Here is a 14,327-nt window from a genome sequence, read left to right as displayed (position 1 = left end):
CGCCCGTCTCCGCACGCCCCCGCGCGCCCCCCGCGGCCGTGCCACGCGCGGTGGGCGAGGCGCGCCGTCCGCACGCCCGCCCCGGGCTACGGTGCACACACCGGCAGGAACTCCGATCACGAGGGAGCGCGCGGATGGGGACGTACGCGGCGCCGGCCACCGACGAGCGGGCGCGGACGCCGCGGCGGCCGGGGCGTGTGATGGTGGACTGGCTGACCACCACCGACCACAAGAAGATCGGGCATCTCTACCTGATCACCTCGTTCTGCTTCTTCCTCGCGGCGGGCGCCATGGCCCTGCTGATGCGCGCCGAACTGGCCCGCCCGGGGCTGCAGCTGATGACGAACGACCAGTTCAACCAGTTGTTCACGATGCACGGCACGATCATGCTGCTGCTCTTCGCGACCCCCACCTTCGCGGGCTTCGCGAACGAGATCATGCCGCTGCAGATCGGCTCCCCCGATGTCGCCTTCCCCCGGCTGAACATGCTGTCGTACTGGCTGTTCCTGTTCGGCGGGCTGATCGTGCTGGGCGGCCTGCTCACGCCGACCGGCGGCGCGTCGTTCGGATGGTTCGCCTACGCGCCGCTGAACAGCCTGACCCGCTCCCCCGGGATCGGCGCCGACATGTGGATCATGGGGCTGGCGCTGGCGGGCTTCGGGACGATCCTGGGCGCCGTCAACTTCGTGGCGACCATCGTCGGGATGCGGGCGCCGGGCATGACGATGTTCCGGATGCCGGTCTTCACCTGGAACGTGCTCTTCACCTCGGTCCTGGTGCTGATGGCCTTCCCCGTGCTGGCTGCGTCGCTGCTCGTCCTGGAGGCGGACCGGCACTTCGGGTCGGTGGTCTTCGACGCGGCGAACGGCGGGGCGCTGCTGTGGCAGCACCTGTTCTGGTTCTTCGGCCACCCGGAGGTCTACATCATCGCGCTGCCGTTCTTCGGCATCATCACCGAGATCCTGCCGGTCTTCTCCCGCAAGCCGGTCTTCGGCTACACCACCCTGATCGGCGCGACGATGGCCATCACCGGGCTGTCGATGGTGGTGTGGGCGCACCACATGTTCGTCACGGGCGCGGTGCTGCTGCCGTTCTTCTCCTTCACCTCCTTCCTGATCGCGGTGCCGACCGGGGTGAAGTTCTTCAACTGGATCGGCACGATGCTCGGCGGCTCGCTCTCCTTCGAGACGCCCATGCTGTGGGCGGTGGGCTTCCTCGTGAGCTTCCTGTTCGGCGGGCTGACGGGGGTGATCCTGGCCTCGCCGCCGCTGGACTTCCAGGTCAGCGACTCGTACTTCGTCGTCGCCCACTTCCACTACGTGGTCTTCGGGACCGTCGTGTTCGCGATGTTCGCCGGCTTCTCCTTCTGGTGGCCCAAGTTCACCGGGAAGATGCTCGACGAGCGGCTGGGGCGGATCCACTTCTGGACGCTGTTCGTGGGCTTCCACACCACCTTCCTGGTCCAGCACTGGCTGGGGGTGGCGGGGATGCCGAGGCGGTACGCCGACTACCTGGCGGCGGACGGCTTCACCGTGCTCAACACGGTCTCGACGATCGGCGCGTTCCTGCTGGGCATCTCGACGCTGCCGTTCCTCTGCAACGTCTGGCAGACCGCGCGGCACGGCGCGAAGGTCGAGGAGGACGACCCCTGGGGCTTCGGCCGGTCCCTGGAATGGGCCACCTCCTGCCCGCCGCCGCGCCACAACTTCACGGCGCTGCCGCGGATCCGCTCCGAGTCCCCCGCCTTCGATCTCCACCACCCGGCGGTGGCACGGCGGACGGCGCCGTCGGACGCGCCGTGACCTGGGGCTGCGCCGCCCGCTTCGCCGGCGGCCCGACCCGCCGGACGGGATGTGCGTGCGCTCCCGTCGTCGTCGCCGCTGCCGCGGACCGTCCGCCCGCCCAGTCACCGGTCGTCACATCCTTCCCCCGGAGCGGGGAAGGGATCTGGTCGAGCCGGGGGCCGAACGCCCGGCTACGGCAGGCGGATCAGCGTCCCCGGGGCCAGCGGGGCGAGCGGCTCGGGGGCGACAGTCGCCTCGTTGAGCCGGATCAGCTCGGCCGCGCCGCCGGCGACGGAGAAGCGCTCGGCAACGCTCTGCAGGGTGTCGCCGGGCTGGACGGCGTGGGCCCGCCCGAACAGGCCCAGCTTGCGCGAGCAGGTCGGCCAGGCCTGCCAGCCCTGGCTGCGCAGGATCGCCTCCGCCACGGTGATCTGCCCGTCGGCGGAGGCCAGGTCGGCCCGGTCGGCGAAGTCCAGTCCGCCGAACGAGACCCAGGTGGGCTGGTAGATCTGGAGGCCGCCGTAGAAGCCGTTGCCGCTGTTGGCGTCCCAGCGGCCGCCGGACTCGCACTGCGCCACGTCCTGCCAGACCGGGGCGTGCGCGACCGGGTCCGCGAACGCCCGGCCGGGCGCCAGGGCGGGCCACAGGGCGAGCAGGACGAATACGGCGGCGCGGCGGCGGGGGGACGTCGGGGACATGGGGGGCACGCTAGGGACCACGCGGTGGAGGCCGCCGTCCGCCGCGCCCGGGGGGCACGACGCCCACCCGGTCGGAGCACGACCGGGCGGGCGCGGTGCGGACGGGTTCCGCGGCCTCAGACGGAGAGCCGCTGACCGGGGTAGATCAGGTTCGGATCGGCGCCGATCACGGACGCGTTGACCGCGTACAGCTTCTTCCAGCTGGTGCCGTGGTCGGCCGCGATGCGGCTGAGCGTGTCACCGGGCCGGACACGGTAGTTGCCGTGTCCCTCGACCCGCTGGTGCCCGCGGTCGCCGTGGCGCGGGGCGGAGTGCCCGGACGCCGCGGGGGCCTTGGCCACGTTGGACGGCTTGTGCGCCTTGTGCGCCTTCGGCGCCTTGCGTGCCGCCGGGGCCGAACCGCCGCCCGGCGCGCTGCCGTACGCCCCCGCACGGGCGGAGCAGGTCGGCCAGGCTCCCCAGCCCTGCGACCGCTGCACCTTGGTGGCGACGGCTATCTGCTGCTCCCGGCTCGCTCCTGCCGCGGTCGCCGCGTAGGCGGTGCCGCCGTAGGCGCGCCAGGTACCGGCGGAGAACTGAAGTCCCCCGTAGTACCCGTTGCCGGTGTTGATGTGCCAGTTCCCGCCGCTCTCGCACCGTGCGATGCGGTCCCAGACCCCGCTGTCGGCGGCCTTGGCGGGCCCCGCGGCGGCCAGCAGGGCCAGCGGGGTCAGCGCGGCTGCGCCGGCGAGCAGTGCGGTCTGTCGGTACTTGGCGTTTACGGCCATGGAATCCCTCTCCACGGACCCGGGCTTCCCCCATGGCGCCGCACATGCCGTGCGGCACCCGGCGGACAACAGCCCCGCGCATTGGACGCGGTGCCCCGTCCCCCTCGCTCGCTGAACGGCGGTTCACTGATCCGCCGTCACCCTCCGTGCGAGCTCTCCCGGGTGGTGCTCTCTGCACACGGCGGGCAAATCTAGGCAGCGCAACCCCCTGTCGCCAAACAAATCCCCTTTTCCGCAGGCCAGTTGACGGTTACCTGGAGTAAGGCCGCATTCAGGACACCCGATTGATCGGGCTTTATCAGCGCATGTCAACACAGGGAATATGCGGCCTGTGACGTCTTTCACATGCACACCGGGCCCGGGAGGGGCCATCGTTGGACAAGGAGTGACCGGCTCCGCACGGCCGTTCACCCTGTGCACGCAGCAAGAGCAGTGCGAGCGAACCAACCCGTGACTCCCGCCACAGATCGGCCGTTGTCACTGTGTGCCGGGCAAGGCCCGGCAAAGGAGCCTGTAGCCGTACATTCCAAGGAGGCTTTCGTGCCGCCCATGCTCGACGTCAGCGACGAGGTACGAGCCGAGATCGGCGATGAGGAGGCGGCTCGCCTGCTGGCCGGCGACAGCGCGCCGGGCACGTATGACTGCACCTCCTGCCGCACGCCGGGAGACACCTCGACGGAGCGCACCAGCACCGTGCTCTTCGTCGGCGAGGAGACCGCGGTGCTCGCCTTCGCGCACGCCACGTGCATCCCCTCGCAGGTCGTGCCGGTCTCGGAGGAGCAACTGCAGGGCGCCGTGGAGAGCATCTCCGGCAGCCAGGCGCCCGGTGCGGCCGGCGCCGCGCCGCGCCAGGCGGTGCTCGGCATCACCTGCGGACTGATCCTGATCAAGGACCAGGTCTGCCCGGCCCTGGTCATCGAGCCCACCGGCCCGATCGCCCGGCCCGGCGAGAACAGCCCCGGCGGTCCCGGCGGCTTCGGCGATGATTTCCTGCCGATCCTGATGGAGCAGGGCTTCGTGCCGGTCGGCGACCTCAGCGCGCCGCCCGCCCCGCTGCCCGGCTGGTCCGTGCTGCTCGCCATGGGCCAGCTGCACGCCATCCTCCAGCCCGGCACGGCGGGTGCGTGGTGGCAGGCGCATCAGCCGCTCGCGGTGAGCGAGGGCTGGCGCGCGGCCGTCAACAAGTCCAACGAGGTGTACGTCTACGCCGCCCCGCACGGCACCATCGGCCAGCAGCCCCGCGAGGACCTGCTGCGCGAGGCACTGGAACGGGCGTGCGGGCGCGGGGTGCTCGTCGCGGCGACGATGCCCCTCTCCGGCACCTGATCCGACCGGTCCCCGTCAAGGCGCGTACGGAAGTCCGTACGCGCCTTTGGCCTGTGCGGGTGCATATGCGTAATTCATCCGTACGAACCGCATCCCGTGACATTTCCTGGTCGTTGGCACGACGTGCACACCTTTGACGCTTCCTCACGAGCCCCGTACCGCAGCCCGATCCCCCCCATGCGCACCGCGCAGGAGGCGTCCACGAGCGAGGGCACGCCGATCTACGATGCGCTCTACTCGGAGTACCGAAGGTTGTTCCGCACCCTCCCCGGCGACCGCACGGGTGAGGAGGAACTGCAGTTCAACGGCTTCGGCCCGCGGCATCTGCCGTCGTCCGCCGCCTACCGGGCGGGGCGGCACCGCACCCATCTGACGGAGCCCGCGGCGCTGCCCCCCGGCCTGCCGAACAACCGCCTCGGGGGCCTGTGAGACAGGCCCCCGGGCGGGGCGTCACTTCTTGCGGCCGCGCTTCTCGCGGACCCGGACCGACACCTGGATCGGCGTCCCCTCGAAGCCGTACTCCTCGCGCAGCCGCCGCTCGACGAAGCGGCGGTAGCCCGCCTCCAGGAAGCCGGAGGCGAAGAGCACGAACCGCGGGGGCTTGGTGCCGGCCTGGGTGCCGAAGAGGATGCGCGGCTGCTTGCCGCCCCGGATCGGGTGGGGGTGGGCGGCGACCAGCTCGCCCAGGAAGGCGTTGAGGCGGCCGGTGGGGACCCGGGTCTCCCAGCCCGCGAGGGCGGTCTCGATGGCGGGGACGAGCTTCTCCATGTGCCGCCCGGTCAGGGCGGAGACGTTCACCCGCGGCGCCCACTGCACCTGGACGAGATCCTTCTCGATCTCGCGCTCCAGGTAGTAGCGGCGCTCCTCGTCCATCATGTCCCACTTGTTGTAGGCGATGACGATGGCGCGGCCCGCCTCGACGGCCAGCGAGATGATCCGGGTGTCCTGCTCGGCCAGCGTCTCGCTCGCGTCCACGAGGACGACGGCGACCTCGGCCTTCTCCAGGGCCGCGGCCGTGCGCAGCGAGGCGTAGTAGTCCGCGCCCTCCTGGAGGTGGACCCGGCGGCGGATGCCGGCGGTGTCCACGAACTTCCAGGTCTTCCCACCGAGCTCGATCAGCTCGTCGACCGGGTCGCGGGTGGTGCCGGCCATCTCGTTGACGACGACCCGCTCCTCGCCCGCCACCTTGTTGAGCAGGGACGACTTGCCGACATTCGGGCGCCCGATCAGGGCGACCCGGCGCGGGCCGCCGATCGTGTTGCCGAAGGTCTGCATGGGCGCCTCGGGCAGCGCCTCCAGGATGGCGTCCAGCAGGTCGCCGGTGCCGCGGCCGTGCAGCGAGGAGACCGCGAAGGGCTCGCCGAGGCCCAGGTTCCACAGCAGCGCCGCGTCCGCCTCGCCGGAGGGGCCGTCGACCTTGTTGGCGCACAGCACGACCGGCTTGCCTGCCCGGCGCAGCAGCTTGACGACGGCCTCGTCGGTGTCCGTGGCGCCGACCGTGGAGTCCACGACGAAGACCACGGCGTCGGCGGCCTCGATCGCGAACTCGGCCTGCGCCGCGACGGACGCGTCGATGCCGAGCACGTCCTGCTCCCAGCCGCCGGTGTCGACGACCTTGAAACGGCGCCCGTTCCAGGTGGCCTCGTAGGTGACGCGGTCGCGGGTGACACCGGGGCGGTCCTCGACGACCGCCTCGCGGCGGCCGATGATCCGGTTCACCAGAGTCGACTTGCCGACATTCGGCCGGCCGACGACGGCGAGCACCGGCAGCGGGCCGTGGCCCGCCGCCGCCAGGTCACCGGCGACGTCCTCGAGGTCGAAGCCCTCCTCGGCGGCGAGTTCCATGAACTCGGCGTACTCGGCGTCGCCGAGCGCGCCGACTTCGCCGTACTCGTTCTCGATGTCCATGAAAGCTTCTCCGTCGATCGTCAAATGTGCGGGGCCCGGCAGGGGCCGTCTGCCCCGGTGTGGATCAGGCCGGCGCTACGACACGCGGCCCGTGCTGCGCCGGGCGTGGTCCAGATGGGCGGTCAGGTGCTTCTGGATGCGCTCCGTGGCCGCGTCGAGCGCGGTCCGGGTGCGGCGTCCGCTGCCGTCCCCGGCCTCGAGGGGCTCGCCGAAGACGATGTCCACCTTGCCGCGGAACGGCGGCAGGCCGCGGATCAGCCGACCCGGCCGGGTCGTGCCGAGCACCGCGACCGGCACTATGGGCGCGCCGGAGCGCACCGCGAAGTAGGCAAGGCCCGCGCGGAGCTCCGCGAAGTCGCCCTCGCCCCGGGTGCCCTCCGGGAAGATGCCGAGCACCCCGCCGCGCTCCAGCACGCCGAGGGCGGCCGTCACGGCGGTGCGGTCGGTGCTTTTCCGGTCCACCGGGAGCTGGCCGATTCCGCGCAGGAACGGGTCCAGCGGCCCGATGAACGCCTCTTTCTTGATCAGGAAGTGCACCGGGCGCGGGGAGGTCCCCATGAGCACCGGGCCGTCCACGTAGTGCGCGTGGTTCACGGCGAGGATCACCGGGCCCGAGGCGGGCACCTGCCAGGCGCCGAGCACCCGGGGGTGCCACAGGCCGTTGATGATCCCGATGCCGAGGCGGCGGCCGACGGCCACCCCCTTCGGCCCCGGAACCCCGGACGCGCTGGTCACGATGCGTCCCGCTTCTCCCCGATCAGGGCGACGATGCGGTCGATCACCTGGTCGAGGGTGAGGTCGCTGGTGTCGACCTCGACGGCGTCCTCCGCCTTGGCCAGCGGGGAGGTCTTGCGGCCGGAGTCGGCCGCGTCCCGGCGGACGAGGGCGGCCTGGGTGGCCGCGAGGTCCACCGCGCCGTTGCCGGCGGCCGTCAGCTCGCCGCCGCGGCGGGCGGCGCGGGCCTCCGGCGAGGCGGTGAGGAAGACCTTGAGAGTGGCGTCCGGCAGCACCGTGGTGCCGATGTCCCGGCCCTCGACGACGATGCCGGCCGGTGCGCCCGTGGCCGCCGAGCGCTGGAGCTCCACCAGCCGCGTGCGCACCTCGGGCACCGCGCTCACGGCGCTGACCGCGCCGGTGACCTCCTGGGTGCGGATCGGGCCCGAGGCGTCCATACCGTCCACCGTGATCGTCGGCCCGGACGGATCCGTACCGGAGATGATCACCGGCTTCTCGGCGGCCGTGGCCACCGCGGCGGCGTCGCCGACGTCCACGCCGTTGCTCAGCATCCACCAGGTCATCGCCCGGTACTGGGCACCGGTGTCGAGGTAGCTCAGCCCGAGCCGGGCCGCGACCGCCTTCGAAGTGCTGGACTTGCCAGTGCCCGAGGGGCCGTCGATCGCGACGATCACCGGATTCGACACAGTCGGGGGACCTTCCTTGTACGCGGAGCCTTGTGCTGCTGGCGAACGCCATCCCCACAAGGTTACCGGGCCACCCATTCGGCTCCGTACCACGTTTGCCGTCCCGCCATGGGGAACGCGCGCGGGGCCCGGGCTCAGGCCCGCAGATTCCACCCCTTCTCGCGGAGGGCGGCGGACAGCCGGGCGGCGGCCGCGGGCTCGACCATGAGCTGGACGAGGCCGGCCTGCTGGCCGGTGGAGTGCTCGATGCGGACGTCCTCGATGTTGACGCCCGCGTGCCCGGCGTCGGCGAAGAGGCGGGCCAGCTCGCCCGGCTGGTCGCCGATGAGCACGGCGACGACCTCGTAGGCCTTGGGCGCGGAGCCGTGCTTGCCGGGCACCTTGGCCTGGCCCGCGTTGCCGCGGCGCAGCAGGTCCTCGATGCCGCCCGCGCCGGCCCGGCGCTTGGCGTCGTCGGCGGACTGCAGCGCCCGGAGCGACTCCACGGTGTCGGTCAGGTCGGCGGCGATCTCGGCGAGGACGTCGGCGACCGGCCCCGGGTTGGCCGAGAGGATGTCGATCCACATGCCGGGCTCGGAGCCGGCGATGCGGGTGACGTCGCGAATGCCCTGGCCGCACAGCCGCACCGCGCTGTCCTCGGCGTTCTGCAGGCGCGCGGCGACCATGTTGGACACCAGGTGCGGGGTGTGCGAGACGAGGGCGACGGCGCGGTCGTGCGCCTCGGCGTCCATGACCACCGGCACGGCGCGGCAGAGCGCGACCAGCTCCAGGGCCAGGTTCAGGACCTCGGTGTCGGTCCGCGGGGTCGGGGTGAGCACCCAGGGGCGGCCCTCGAAGAGGTCCGCGGTCGCGGCCAGCGGGCCGGAGCGCTCCCGGCCGGACATCGGGTGGGTGCCGATGTACGACGTCAGGTCGCAGCCGAGGGCCTCCAGGTCGCGGCGCGGCCCGGCCTTGACGCTGGCGACGTCGAGGTAGCCGCGGGCCAGGCCGCGGCGCTGCGCCTCGGCCACGGTCGTGGCCACATGGGCCGGCGGCACGGCCACGATCGCCAGGTCGACCCGGCCGGCGGGCGGCTCGTCGGTGCCCGCCCCGAGGGCGGCGGCGGTACGGGCGGCGCGCGGGTCGTGGTCCTCCAGGTGCACCTCCACGCCGCGCGCGGCCAGCGCGAGCGCGGCGGAGGTGCCGATGAGGCCGGTGCCGATGACGAGGGCGGTCCTCACTGGGCGATGTCCTTGCGCAGGGCGGCGGCGGCGCCGAGGTAGACATGGGAGATCTCGCCCTTGGTGAGATCGCTCTCGACGTGCGCGAGGATCCGGACCACCCGGGGCATCGCGCCGGTGATGTCGAGCTCCTGGGAGCAGATCAGCGGCACGTCGGTGATGCCGAGCTTGCGCGCGGCGACCGCCGGGAAGTCGCTGTGCAGATCGGGGGTGGCCGTGAACCAGACACTGATCAGGTCGTCCACCGCGATGGCGTTGCGTTCCAGGATCGCGGTGAGCAGTTCCGCCACCTGTCCGTGCATGTGCTCCGCGTCGTCCCGCTCCAACTGCACGGCTCCGCGGACCGCTCGTACCGCCACGTCCCTGCTCCCTGTGTCCTCGCCCCGCACGTACCTGGTCAGCGTAGTCGCGGCGGCCCGGACGCGGCGGACACGCCCGTCCCGCGAGACGGGCGCGGTACAACTTGGGCATGATCTACCACCTCGTTCCCCTGGACGACTGGCTGCGCGACCCGGACCGGCCGTACGCCCCCTCGTCGCTCGCCGAGGACGGCTTCGTCCACTGCTCGCCCGACGAGGACGTGACCCTCGCGGTCGCCGACGCCTTCTACCGGCGCACGCCTGGCCCGCTGATGGTGCTGCTGATCGACGAGCGGGCGCTGGAGGCCCGCGTGCTGTGGGAGGAGGCCGAACCGGTGCCGCCGCCCGGCGTCCCGCCGGAGACCCGCTTCCCGCACGTGTACGGGCGCATCAACCGCAGCGCGGTGGCCGGGATGCTGGAGGTGCGCCGGGACGGTGACGGCCGGGCGGTGGCGCTCGCGGTGTGGTCGTAGGCGCCGTTATGTCCGAATACGCCCTGGACGCGGGGCGGGGAGTCCGCTTCCATGGTGCCCGGGCCGCACGGCCCCGGGGGAGGCGGACATGCAGCGTTCCGGACCGCTCTACACGCTCCTCGCCGGGCTGGCCCTGGCGCTGATCATGCTGTCGCTCAACGCGACCACGGGGGACGTGGCCTCCTCTGCGCCCGCCCCCTCCTCGGCGCCTTCGGCCTCTTCCGCGCCCTCGCCGTCGCTGCCGCCGACGGCACCGCCCTCGCCGGCCCCCTCGACGCGCGGCGCCCCGCCCGACGCCGACTACGCCGGCCGCACCGCCGACGGCGCGGCGAGCGTCGCCCTCGCCCTGCGCAAGGGCAAGGCGATCGCCTACGTCTGCGACGGCCGCACCAAGGAGGCGTGGCTGCGCGGCGACGTCGGGGACGACGGCACCCTGCGGCTGACCGGCGACCATGGAGCCCGCTTGGAGGGCACCCTGCGCTCCACCACCATCAGCGGCGACGTCGAACTGACCGGCCTGCGGCAGCCCTTCGAGGCGCGCAAGGCGGTCAAGCCGTCCGGCCTGTACCGGACGACGGCCTCGGTGCGCGGCGCCAGGGTCGTCGGCGGCTGGATCGTGCTCCAGGGCGGCGCGCAGATCGGGATCGTCTCGCGCGACGGCGAGCCGTCCGCCGCGCCTCCCATCGACACCGGGTCCGGCGCGGTGACCGTCGACGGCGAACGGCTCACCGCACTGCCCATCCCCTGACCGTCCGGCCGTCCCCGATGTGTTCGTCCCCATGTGTTCGTCCCGCAGGCAGGAGCAGGAGCGTCCCATGAGCGTGGACCCGAACGCCGCCACCACGTCCTTCCCGGTGCCGCCGCCGCGCGGCGGCGGTCTGCGCGCCGCCGCCGTGTACCTCGTGCCCGCCCTCACCGCCGCCGCGGTGGGCGTCGGGCTGGGCGCGTACGGCAGGCTGCACGACCCCGCGGGCACCGCCTTCAACCTCGCGGGCTTCTCCGGCACGGGGGCGGTCAAGTCGTGGCTCGCCACCTCGGCCTTCGCCTTCGCCCTCGTCCAGCTCGTCTCCGCGCTGGCGATGTACGGCAAGCTGCCGGGGCTGCGCGCGCCGTCCTGGACCGGGGCGCTGCACCGCTGGTCGGGGCGGATCGCCTTCCTGCTGTCGGTGCCGGTCGCGGTGCACTGCCTGTACGCGCTGGGCTACCAGACCTACAGCCCCCGGGTGCTGTGGCACTCGCTGCTGGGCTGCTTCTTCTTCGGCGCCTTCAGCGCCAAGATGCTGCTGCTGCGCGCCGAAAGGCTGCCGGGGTGGCTGCTCCCGGTCGTCGGCGGGCTGGTCTTCACCGTGCTGACCGTGCTGTGGCTGACCTCCGCCCTGTGGTTCTTCCGCACCAACGGGATCACGACATGAGGCGGCGTGCGCTGCTGCTGTCCCTGGCGGCGCTCGCGGGGTGCGCCAAGTACGGCGACGAGAACCCGCCGGCCGGGGCCGCCGGGTCGCCGCCGGCGGCGGGCGCGGGCGAGGTCCTGGTGCGGGCCGACGCGGTTCCGGTCGGCGGCGGCACGGTCCTCGCCGACCGGAGGATCGTGGTGACGCAGCCGGCCGCCGGCGAGTTCAAGGCATTCTCCGCGGTCTGCACGCACCAGGGCTGCGTGGTGAAGGACGTCTCCGGCGGCACGATCAACTGCCCCTGCCACGGCAGCAAGTTCAAGGTCGCCGACGCCTCGGTGGCCGCCGGGCCGGCCCCCCGGCCGCTGGAGCCGCGGCCGGTCACCGTGAAATCCGGTGAGGTCCGGCTCGCCTGACGCGTACGATCGCGCCCCATGCGCGACCACGACCTCGTACGCCACCACACCGTCTACGCCTGCGTCATGGGCTCGCGGGCCTTCGGCCTGGCGACCGACGGCAGCGACACCGACCGCCGCGGGGTCTTCGTCGCGCCCACCGCGCTGTTCTGGCGCTTCGCCAAGCCCCCGACGCACGTGGACGGCCCCGCGCCGGAGCAGTTCTCCTGGGAGCTGGAGCGCTTCTGCGAACTGGCCCTGCGCGCCAACCCCAACATCCTGGAGTGCCTGCACTCCCCGCTCGTCGAGCACGCCGACGCCACCGGCCGGGAACTGCTGGAGCTGCGCGGCGCCTTCCTGTCCCGGCAGGTCCACGAGACCTTCACCCGCTACGCCATGGGCCAGCGCGCGAAGCTGGAGGGGGATCTGCGCAACCACGGCGCACCGCGCTGGAAGCACGTGATGCATCTGCTGCGCCTGCTGGTCTCCGCACGCGACCTGCTGCGCACCGGTGAACTGCGCGTCGACGTCGGTGACTTGCGGACCCGCCTGCTGGACGTCAAGCGCGGCGAGGTCCCCTGGCCGGAGGCGGAGGCGTGGATGAACCGGCTCCACGAGGAGACGGCGGCCGCCGCGACCCGTTCCCCGCTCCCGGCCGGACCGGACCGCGCGCGCGTCGAGGACTTCCTCGTGCGCGTCCGCCGGGCGTCAGCCGGTGCCGCCGTCCCAGAGGTCACCGAGGGCCAGTAGCTCCTCGCGGTACTCGATCCGCGCCACCCACTCCCCGGGCCACGCCGCCAGGCCGAGGTGGGCGCCCGCGAACGCCCCCGTGAGGCAGGCGATCGAGTCGGAGTCCCCGGAGGTGCACGCGGCCCGGCGCACCGCCATCAGCGGCTCGTCCGGGAAGAGCAGGAAGCACAGCAGCCCGGTCGCCAGCGCCTCCTCGGCGATCCAGCCCGCCCCGGTGGCCAGGCACGGGTCCGCCTCCCGGTCGGGCGCGGCGAGCGCCGCGTCCAGGCGGTCCAGGACCTCCAGGCACTCGTCCCAGCCGCGGCGGACGAAGTCGTCGGGGCTGTGGTCGTGCGCGAACCGCCACAGGTCGCCGAGCCACCACTCGTGGTAGGTCCCGCGGTTCTCGTGCGCGTACGCCCGCAAGCGAGCGGGCAGTTCGGCGGGCGCCGCGCCCTGCGCGAGGACGTGCACGGCGTACGCGGTCAGGTCGCTCGCCGCCAGCGCCGTGGGGTGTCCGTGGGTCAGCGCGGCCTGCAACTGCGCGACGCCGGCCCGGTCGCCGGGCCTCAGCCCGGGGACGAGTCCCGCGGGGGCGACGCGCATGTTGGCCCCGCAGCCCTTGGAGCCGGTCTGGCTGGCCTCCTGCCAGCGCCGGTCCGGGTGGTTCAGCTTCTCGCAGGCGACCAGGCAGGTGCGGCCGGGGGCGCGGTTGTTGTCGGGCGAGTGGTACCAGTCGACGTACTCCTCCCGCACCGGCCGGGCGAGCCGGGACGGTGTGAGCGGGCCGCGGTCCATGGCGGTGCGCAGGCCGCGCCCGAAGGCGAGCGTCATCTGCGTGTCGTCGGTGACGACGGCGGGGCGCGGCAGCTCCATGGCGCGCCACGGGCCGCACTTGGCGAGGATCGAGGGGACGTCGTTGAACTCGGTCGGGAAGCCGAGCGCGTCGCCGATGGCGAGTCCGGCCATCGCGCCGGCGGCCGGCCGCCTCACGCCGCCGCCAGCCGGGTGCGGACCACCAGGTCGTGCAGCGCGTCGTACGCGGTCGGCTCCGCGGGCAGCCGAGAGGCCTGCTCGGCCTCGTCCAGGGCCGCCTGGAGCGCCTCGACGTCGGCGCGCACGCGGCGCGGGTCGAGGTCCATGGCCAGGCCGTGCTCGGCGTGCGCCTTGTCCCGGATGAGGTCGCGGACGTACCCCGGCGCGGCCTGGAGGTCCAGCAGGGTCGGCAGATGGGCCTCGACGGTGCCGGTGCGCATGAGGTGGATGCCGGTGAGCAGGACGCGGAACGTGTAGAGCAGCGGCTTGAGTTCGCCGGTCTTCTCGTACAGCTCCCACTGGGTGCGGGCGAAGCCGCGGTAGTGGTGCGCGTGCCGGTGCGTGACGACGCCCGGCGCGAGGTCGACCAACTGGGCGTGGACCCCGCTGGTGTGCACCACCAGCGGGGACAGCAGCTGCTCCAGCACATAGCCGTTGCGGCGCAGCATCAGGCGCGCGAACTTCAGCAGGTCGTGGGTGACCAGGTCGAGTTCGAGGCCGTCCTGCTCCCACATCCGGGTCTGGGTCTCCTCCCCCTCCCGCAGCCCGATGAGTTCGGGCAGCGGCAGGAGGTGGACGCCGCGTACGTCCACGTCCGAGTCGTCGGAGGGGAAGCCGTACAGGTGCGCCCCCGAGACGGTGGCGAACAGCAGCCGGTGCCCCTGCCGGGCGATCACCGGGGTGAGTTCGGGGAGCCCGGCTTCGCGCAGCCGCTCGGCGTGGATGGTCATCGCCCCATCCTTCCCGCAGGTGGGGCCTGCGGGAAAGTCTTTATGGGATGAGAAGTCGATCAGAAGACCTGCCCGTCTCCCGCGCACCCA

Annotated in this window: 17 protein-coding genes; 8 read left to right on the top strand and 9 right to left on the bottom strand. The window is 72.9% G+C overall.

Annotated features, from left to right (window positions below; all coding sequences use genetic code 11):
- Positions 1-134: 134 nt before the first annotated feature.
- On the top strand, positions 135-1,802 hold the full coding sequence (gene ctaD, locus ABZ883_RS15815) for a cytochrome c oxidase subunit I (RefSeq protein ID WP_360906201.1): 1,668 nt from the start codon (positions 135-137) through the stop codon (positions 1,800-1,802).
- A 173-nt stretch (positions 1,803-1,975) separates the two neighbouring features.
- Here ctaD and ABZ883_RS15810 read toward each other — a convergent pair whose 3' ends face one another.
- Positions 1,976-2,482, bottom strand: a complete 507-nt coding sequence (locus tag ABZ883_RS15810) for a transglycosylase family protein (RefSeq protein WP_360906200.1) — start codon at positions 2,480-2,482, stop codon at positions 1,976-1,978.
- A 116-nt stretch (positions 2,483-2,598) separates the two neighbouring features.
- Positions 2,599-3,249: a transglycosylase family protein gene (locus ABZ883_RS15805; RefSeq protein ID WP_360906199.1), complete on the bottom strand. Its 651-nt coding sequence runs from the start codon at positions 3,247-3,249 to the stop codon at positions 2,599-2,601.
- 540 nt (positions 3,250-3,789) lie between these two features.
- Here ABZ883_RS15805 and ABZ883_RS15800 point away from each other — a divergent pair.
- Positions 3,790-4,575: a hypothetical protein gene (locus ABZ883_RS15800; RefSeq protein WP_360906198.1), complete on the top strand. Its 786-nt coding sequence runs from the start codon at positions 3,790-3,792 to the stop codon at positions 4,573-4,575.
- Positions 4,576-4,752: 177 nt separating this feature from the next.
- On the top strand, positions 4,753-5,004 hold the full coding sequence (locus ABZ883_RS15795; protein WP_360906197.1) for a hypothetical protein: 252 nt from the start codon (positions 4,753-4,755) through the stop codon (positions 5,002-5,004).
- 21 nt (positions 5,005-5,025) lie between these two features.
- On the opposite strand, the gene der is transcribed toward ABZ883_RS15795, so the two are convergent.
- The 5 genes from der to aroH form a co-directional block, all read right to left on the bottom strand.
- Entirely contained in the window at positions 5,026-6,483 is a 1,458-nt protein-coding gene (gene der / locus ABZ883_RS15790; protein WP_360906196.1) for a ribosome biogenesis GTPase Der, read from the bottom strand.
- 75 nt (positions 6,484-6,558) lie between these two features.
- Positions 6,559-7,218 (bottom strand): lysophospholipid acyltransferase family protein, encoded by a 660-nt coding sequence (locus ABZ883_RS15785; RefSeq protein WP_360906195.1) that lies wholly within the window; start codon positions 7,216-7,218, stop codon positions 6,559-6,561.
- Entirely contained in the window at positions 7,215-7,892 is a 678-nt protein-coding gene (gene cmk, locus ABZ883_RS15780) for a (d)CMP kinase (protein WP_360906488.1), read from the bottom strand. Before cmk ends, ABZ883_RS15785 begins: the two co-directional genes overlap by 4 nt.
- Positions 7,893-8,038: 146 nt before the next feature.
- Positions 8,039-9,124 (bottom strand): prephenate dehydrogenase, encoded by a 1,086-nt coding sequence (locus ABZ883_RS15775; protein WP_360906194.1) that lies wholly within the window; start codon positions 9,122-9,124, stop codon positions 8,039-8,041.
- Complete coding sequence (gene aroH, locus ABZ883_RS15770) at positions 9,121-9,483, bottom strand: chorismate mutase (protein WP_360906193.1); 363 nt, start codon at positions 9,481-9,483, stop codon at positions 9,121-9,123. Before aroH ends, ABZ883_RS15775 begins: the two co-directional genes overlap by 4 nt.
- A gap of 110 nt (positions 9,484-9,593) precedes the next feature.
- Here aroH and ABZ883_RS15765 point away from each other — a divergent pair, with 110 nt between their 5' ends.
- From ABZ883_RS15765 to ABZ883_RS15745, 5 genes are all read left to right on the top strand, one after another.
- Complete coding sequence (locus ABZ883_RS15765; RefSeq protein ID WP_360906192.1) at positions 9,594-9,956, top strand: DUF952 domain-containing protein; 363 nt, start codon at positions 9,594-9,596, stop codon at positions 9,954-9,956.
- 88 nt (positions 9,957-10,044) lie between these two features.
- Positions 10,045-10,704 (top strand): hypothetical protein, encoded by a 660-nt coding sequence (locus ABZ883_RS15760; RefSeq protein ID WP_360906191.1) that lies wholly within the window; start codon positions 10,045-10,047, stop codon positions 10,702-10,704.
- 67 nt (positions 10,705-10,771) lie between these two features.
- Positions 10,772-11,368 carry a DUF6529 family protein gene (locus ABZ883_RS15755; RefSeq protein ID WP_360906190.1) on the top strand — a complete coding sequence of 199 codons (597 nt, stop codon included), beginning with the start codon at positions 10,772-10,774 and terminating at the stop codon, positions 11,366-11,368.
- The gene (locus ABZ883_RS15750; protein ID WP_360906189.1) at positions 11,365-11,763 is read left to right on the top strand and encodes a Rieske (2Fe-2S) protein; all 399 of its coding nucleotides are present in this window, start codon (positions 11,365-11,367) and stop codon (positions 11,761-11,763) included. The genes ABZ883_RS15755 and ABZ883_RS15750 overlap by 4 nt, the downstream gene beginning before the upstream one ends.
- An 18-nt stretch (positions 11,764-11,781) precedes the next feature.
- Positions 11,782-12,492, top strand: coding sequence for a nucleotidyltransferase domain-containing protein (locus ABZ883_RS15745; protein WP_360906188.1), 711 nt, complete (start codon positions 11,782-11,784; stop codon positions 12,490-12,492).
- Here the strand turns inward: ABZ883_RS15745 and ABZ883_RS15740 are convergent.
- Together ABZ883_RS15740 and ABZ883_RS15735 are read right to left on the bottom strand one after the other, a co-directional pair.
- On the bottom strand, positions 12,451-13,440 hold the full coding sequence (locus ABZ883_RS15740; protein ID WP_360906486.1) for an ADP-ribosylglycohydrolase family protein: 990 nt from the start codon (positions 13,438-13,440) through the stop codon (positions 12,451-12,453). The two genes, ABZ883_RS15745 and ABZ883_RS15740, sit on opposite strands and share 42 nt — an antisense overlap.
- A 20-nt stretch (positions 13,441-13,460) precedes the next feature.
- Positions 13,461-14,237, bottom strand: coding sequence for a nucleotidyltransferase domain-containing protein (locus tag ABZ883_RS15735; protein WP_360906187.1), 777 nt, complete (start codon positions 14,235-14,237; stop codon positions 13,461-13,463).
- Positions 14,238-14,327 lie beyond the last annotated feature (90 nt).

Source organism: Streptomyces sp. NPDC046977, from assembly GCF_040644455.1.
Lineage (GTDB): Bacteria > Actinomycetota > Actinomycetes > Streptomycetales > Streptomycetaceae > Actinacidiphila.
This window is presented reverse-complemented; position numbering and strand designations above follow the sequence as displayed.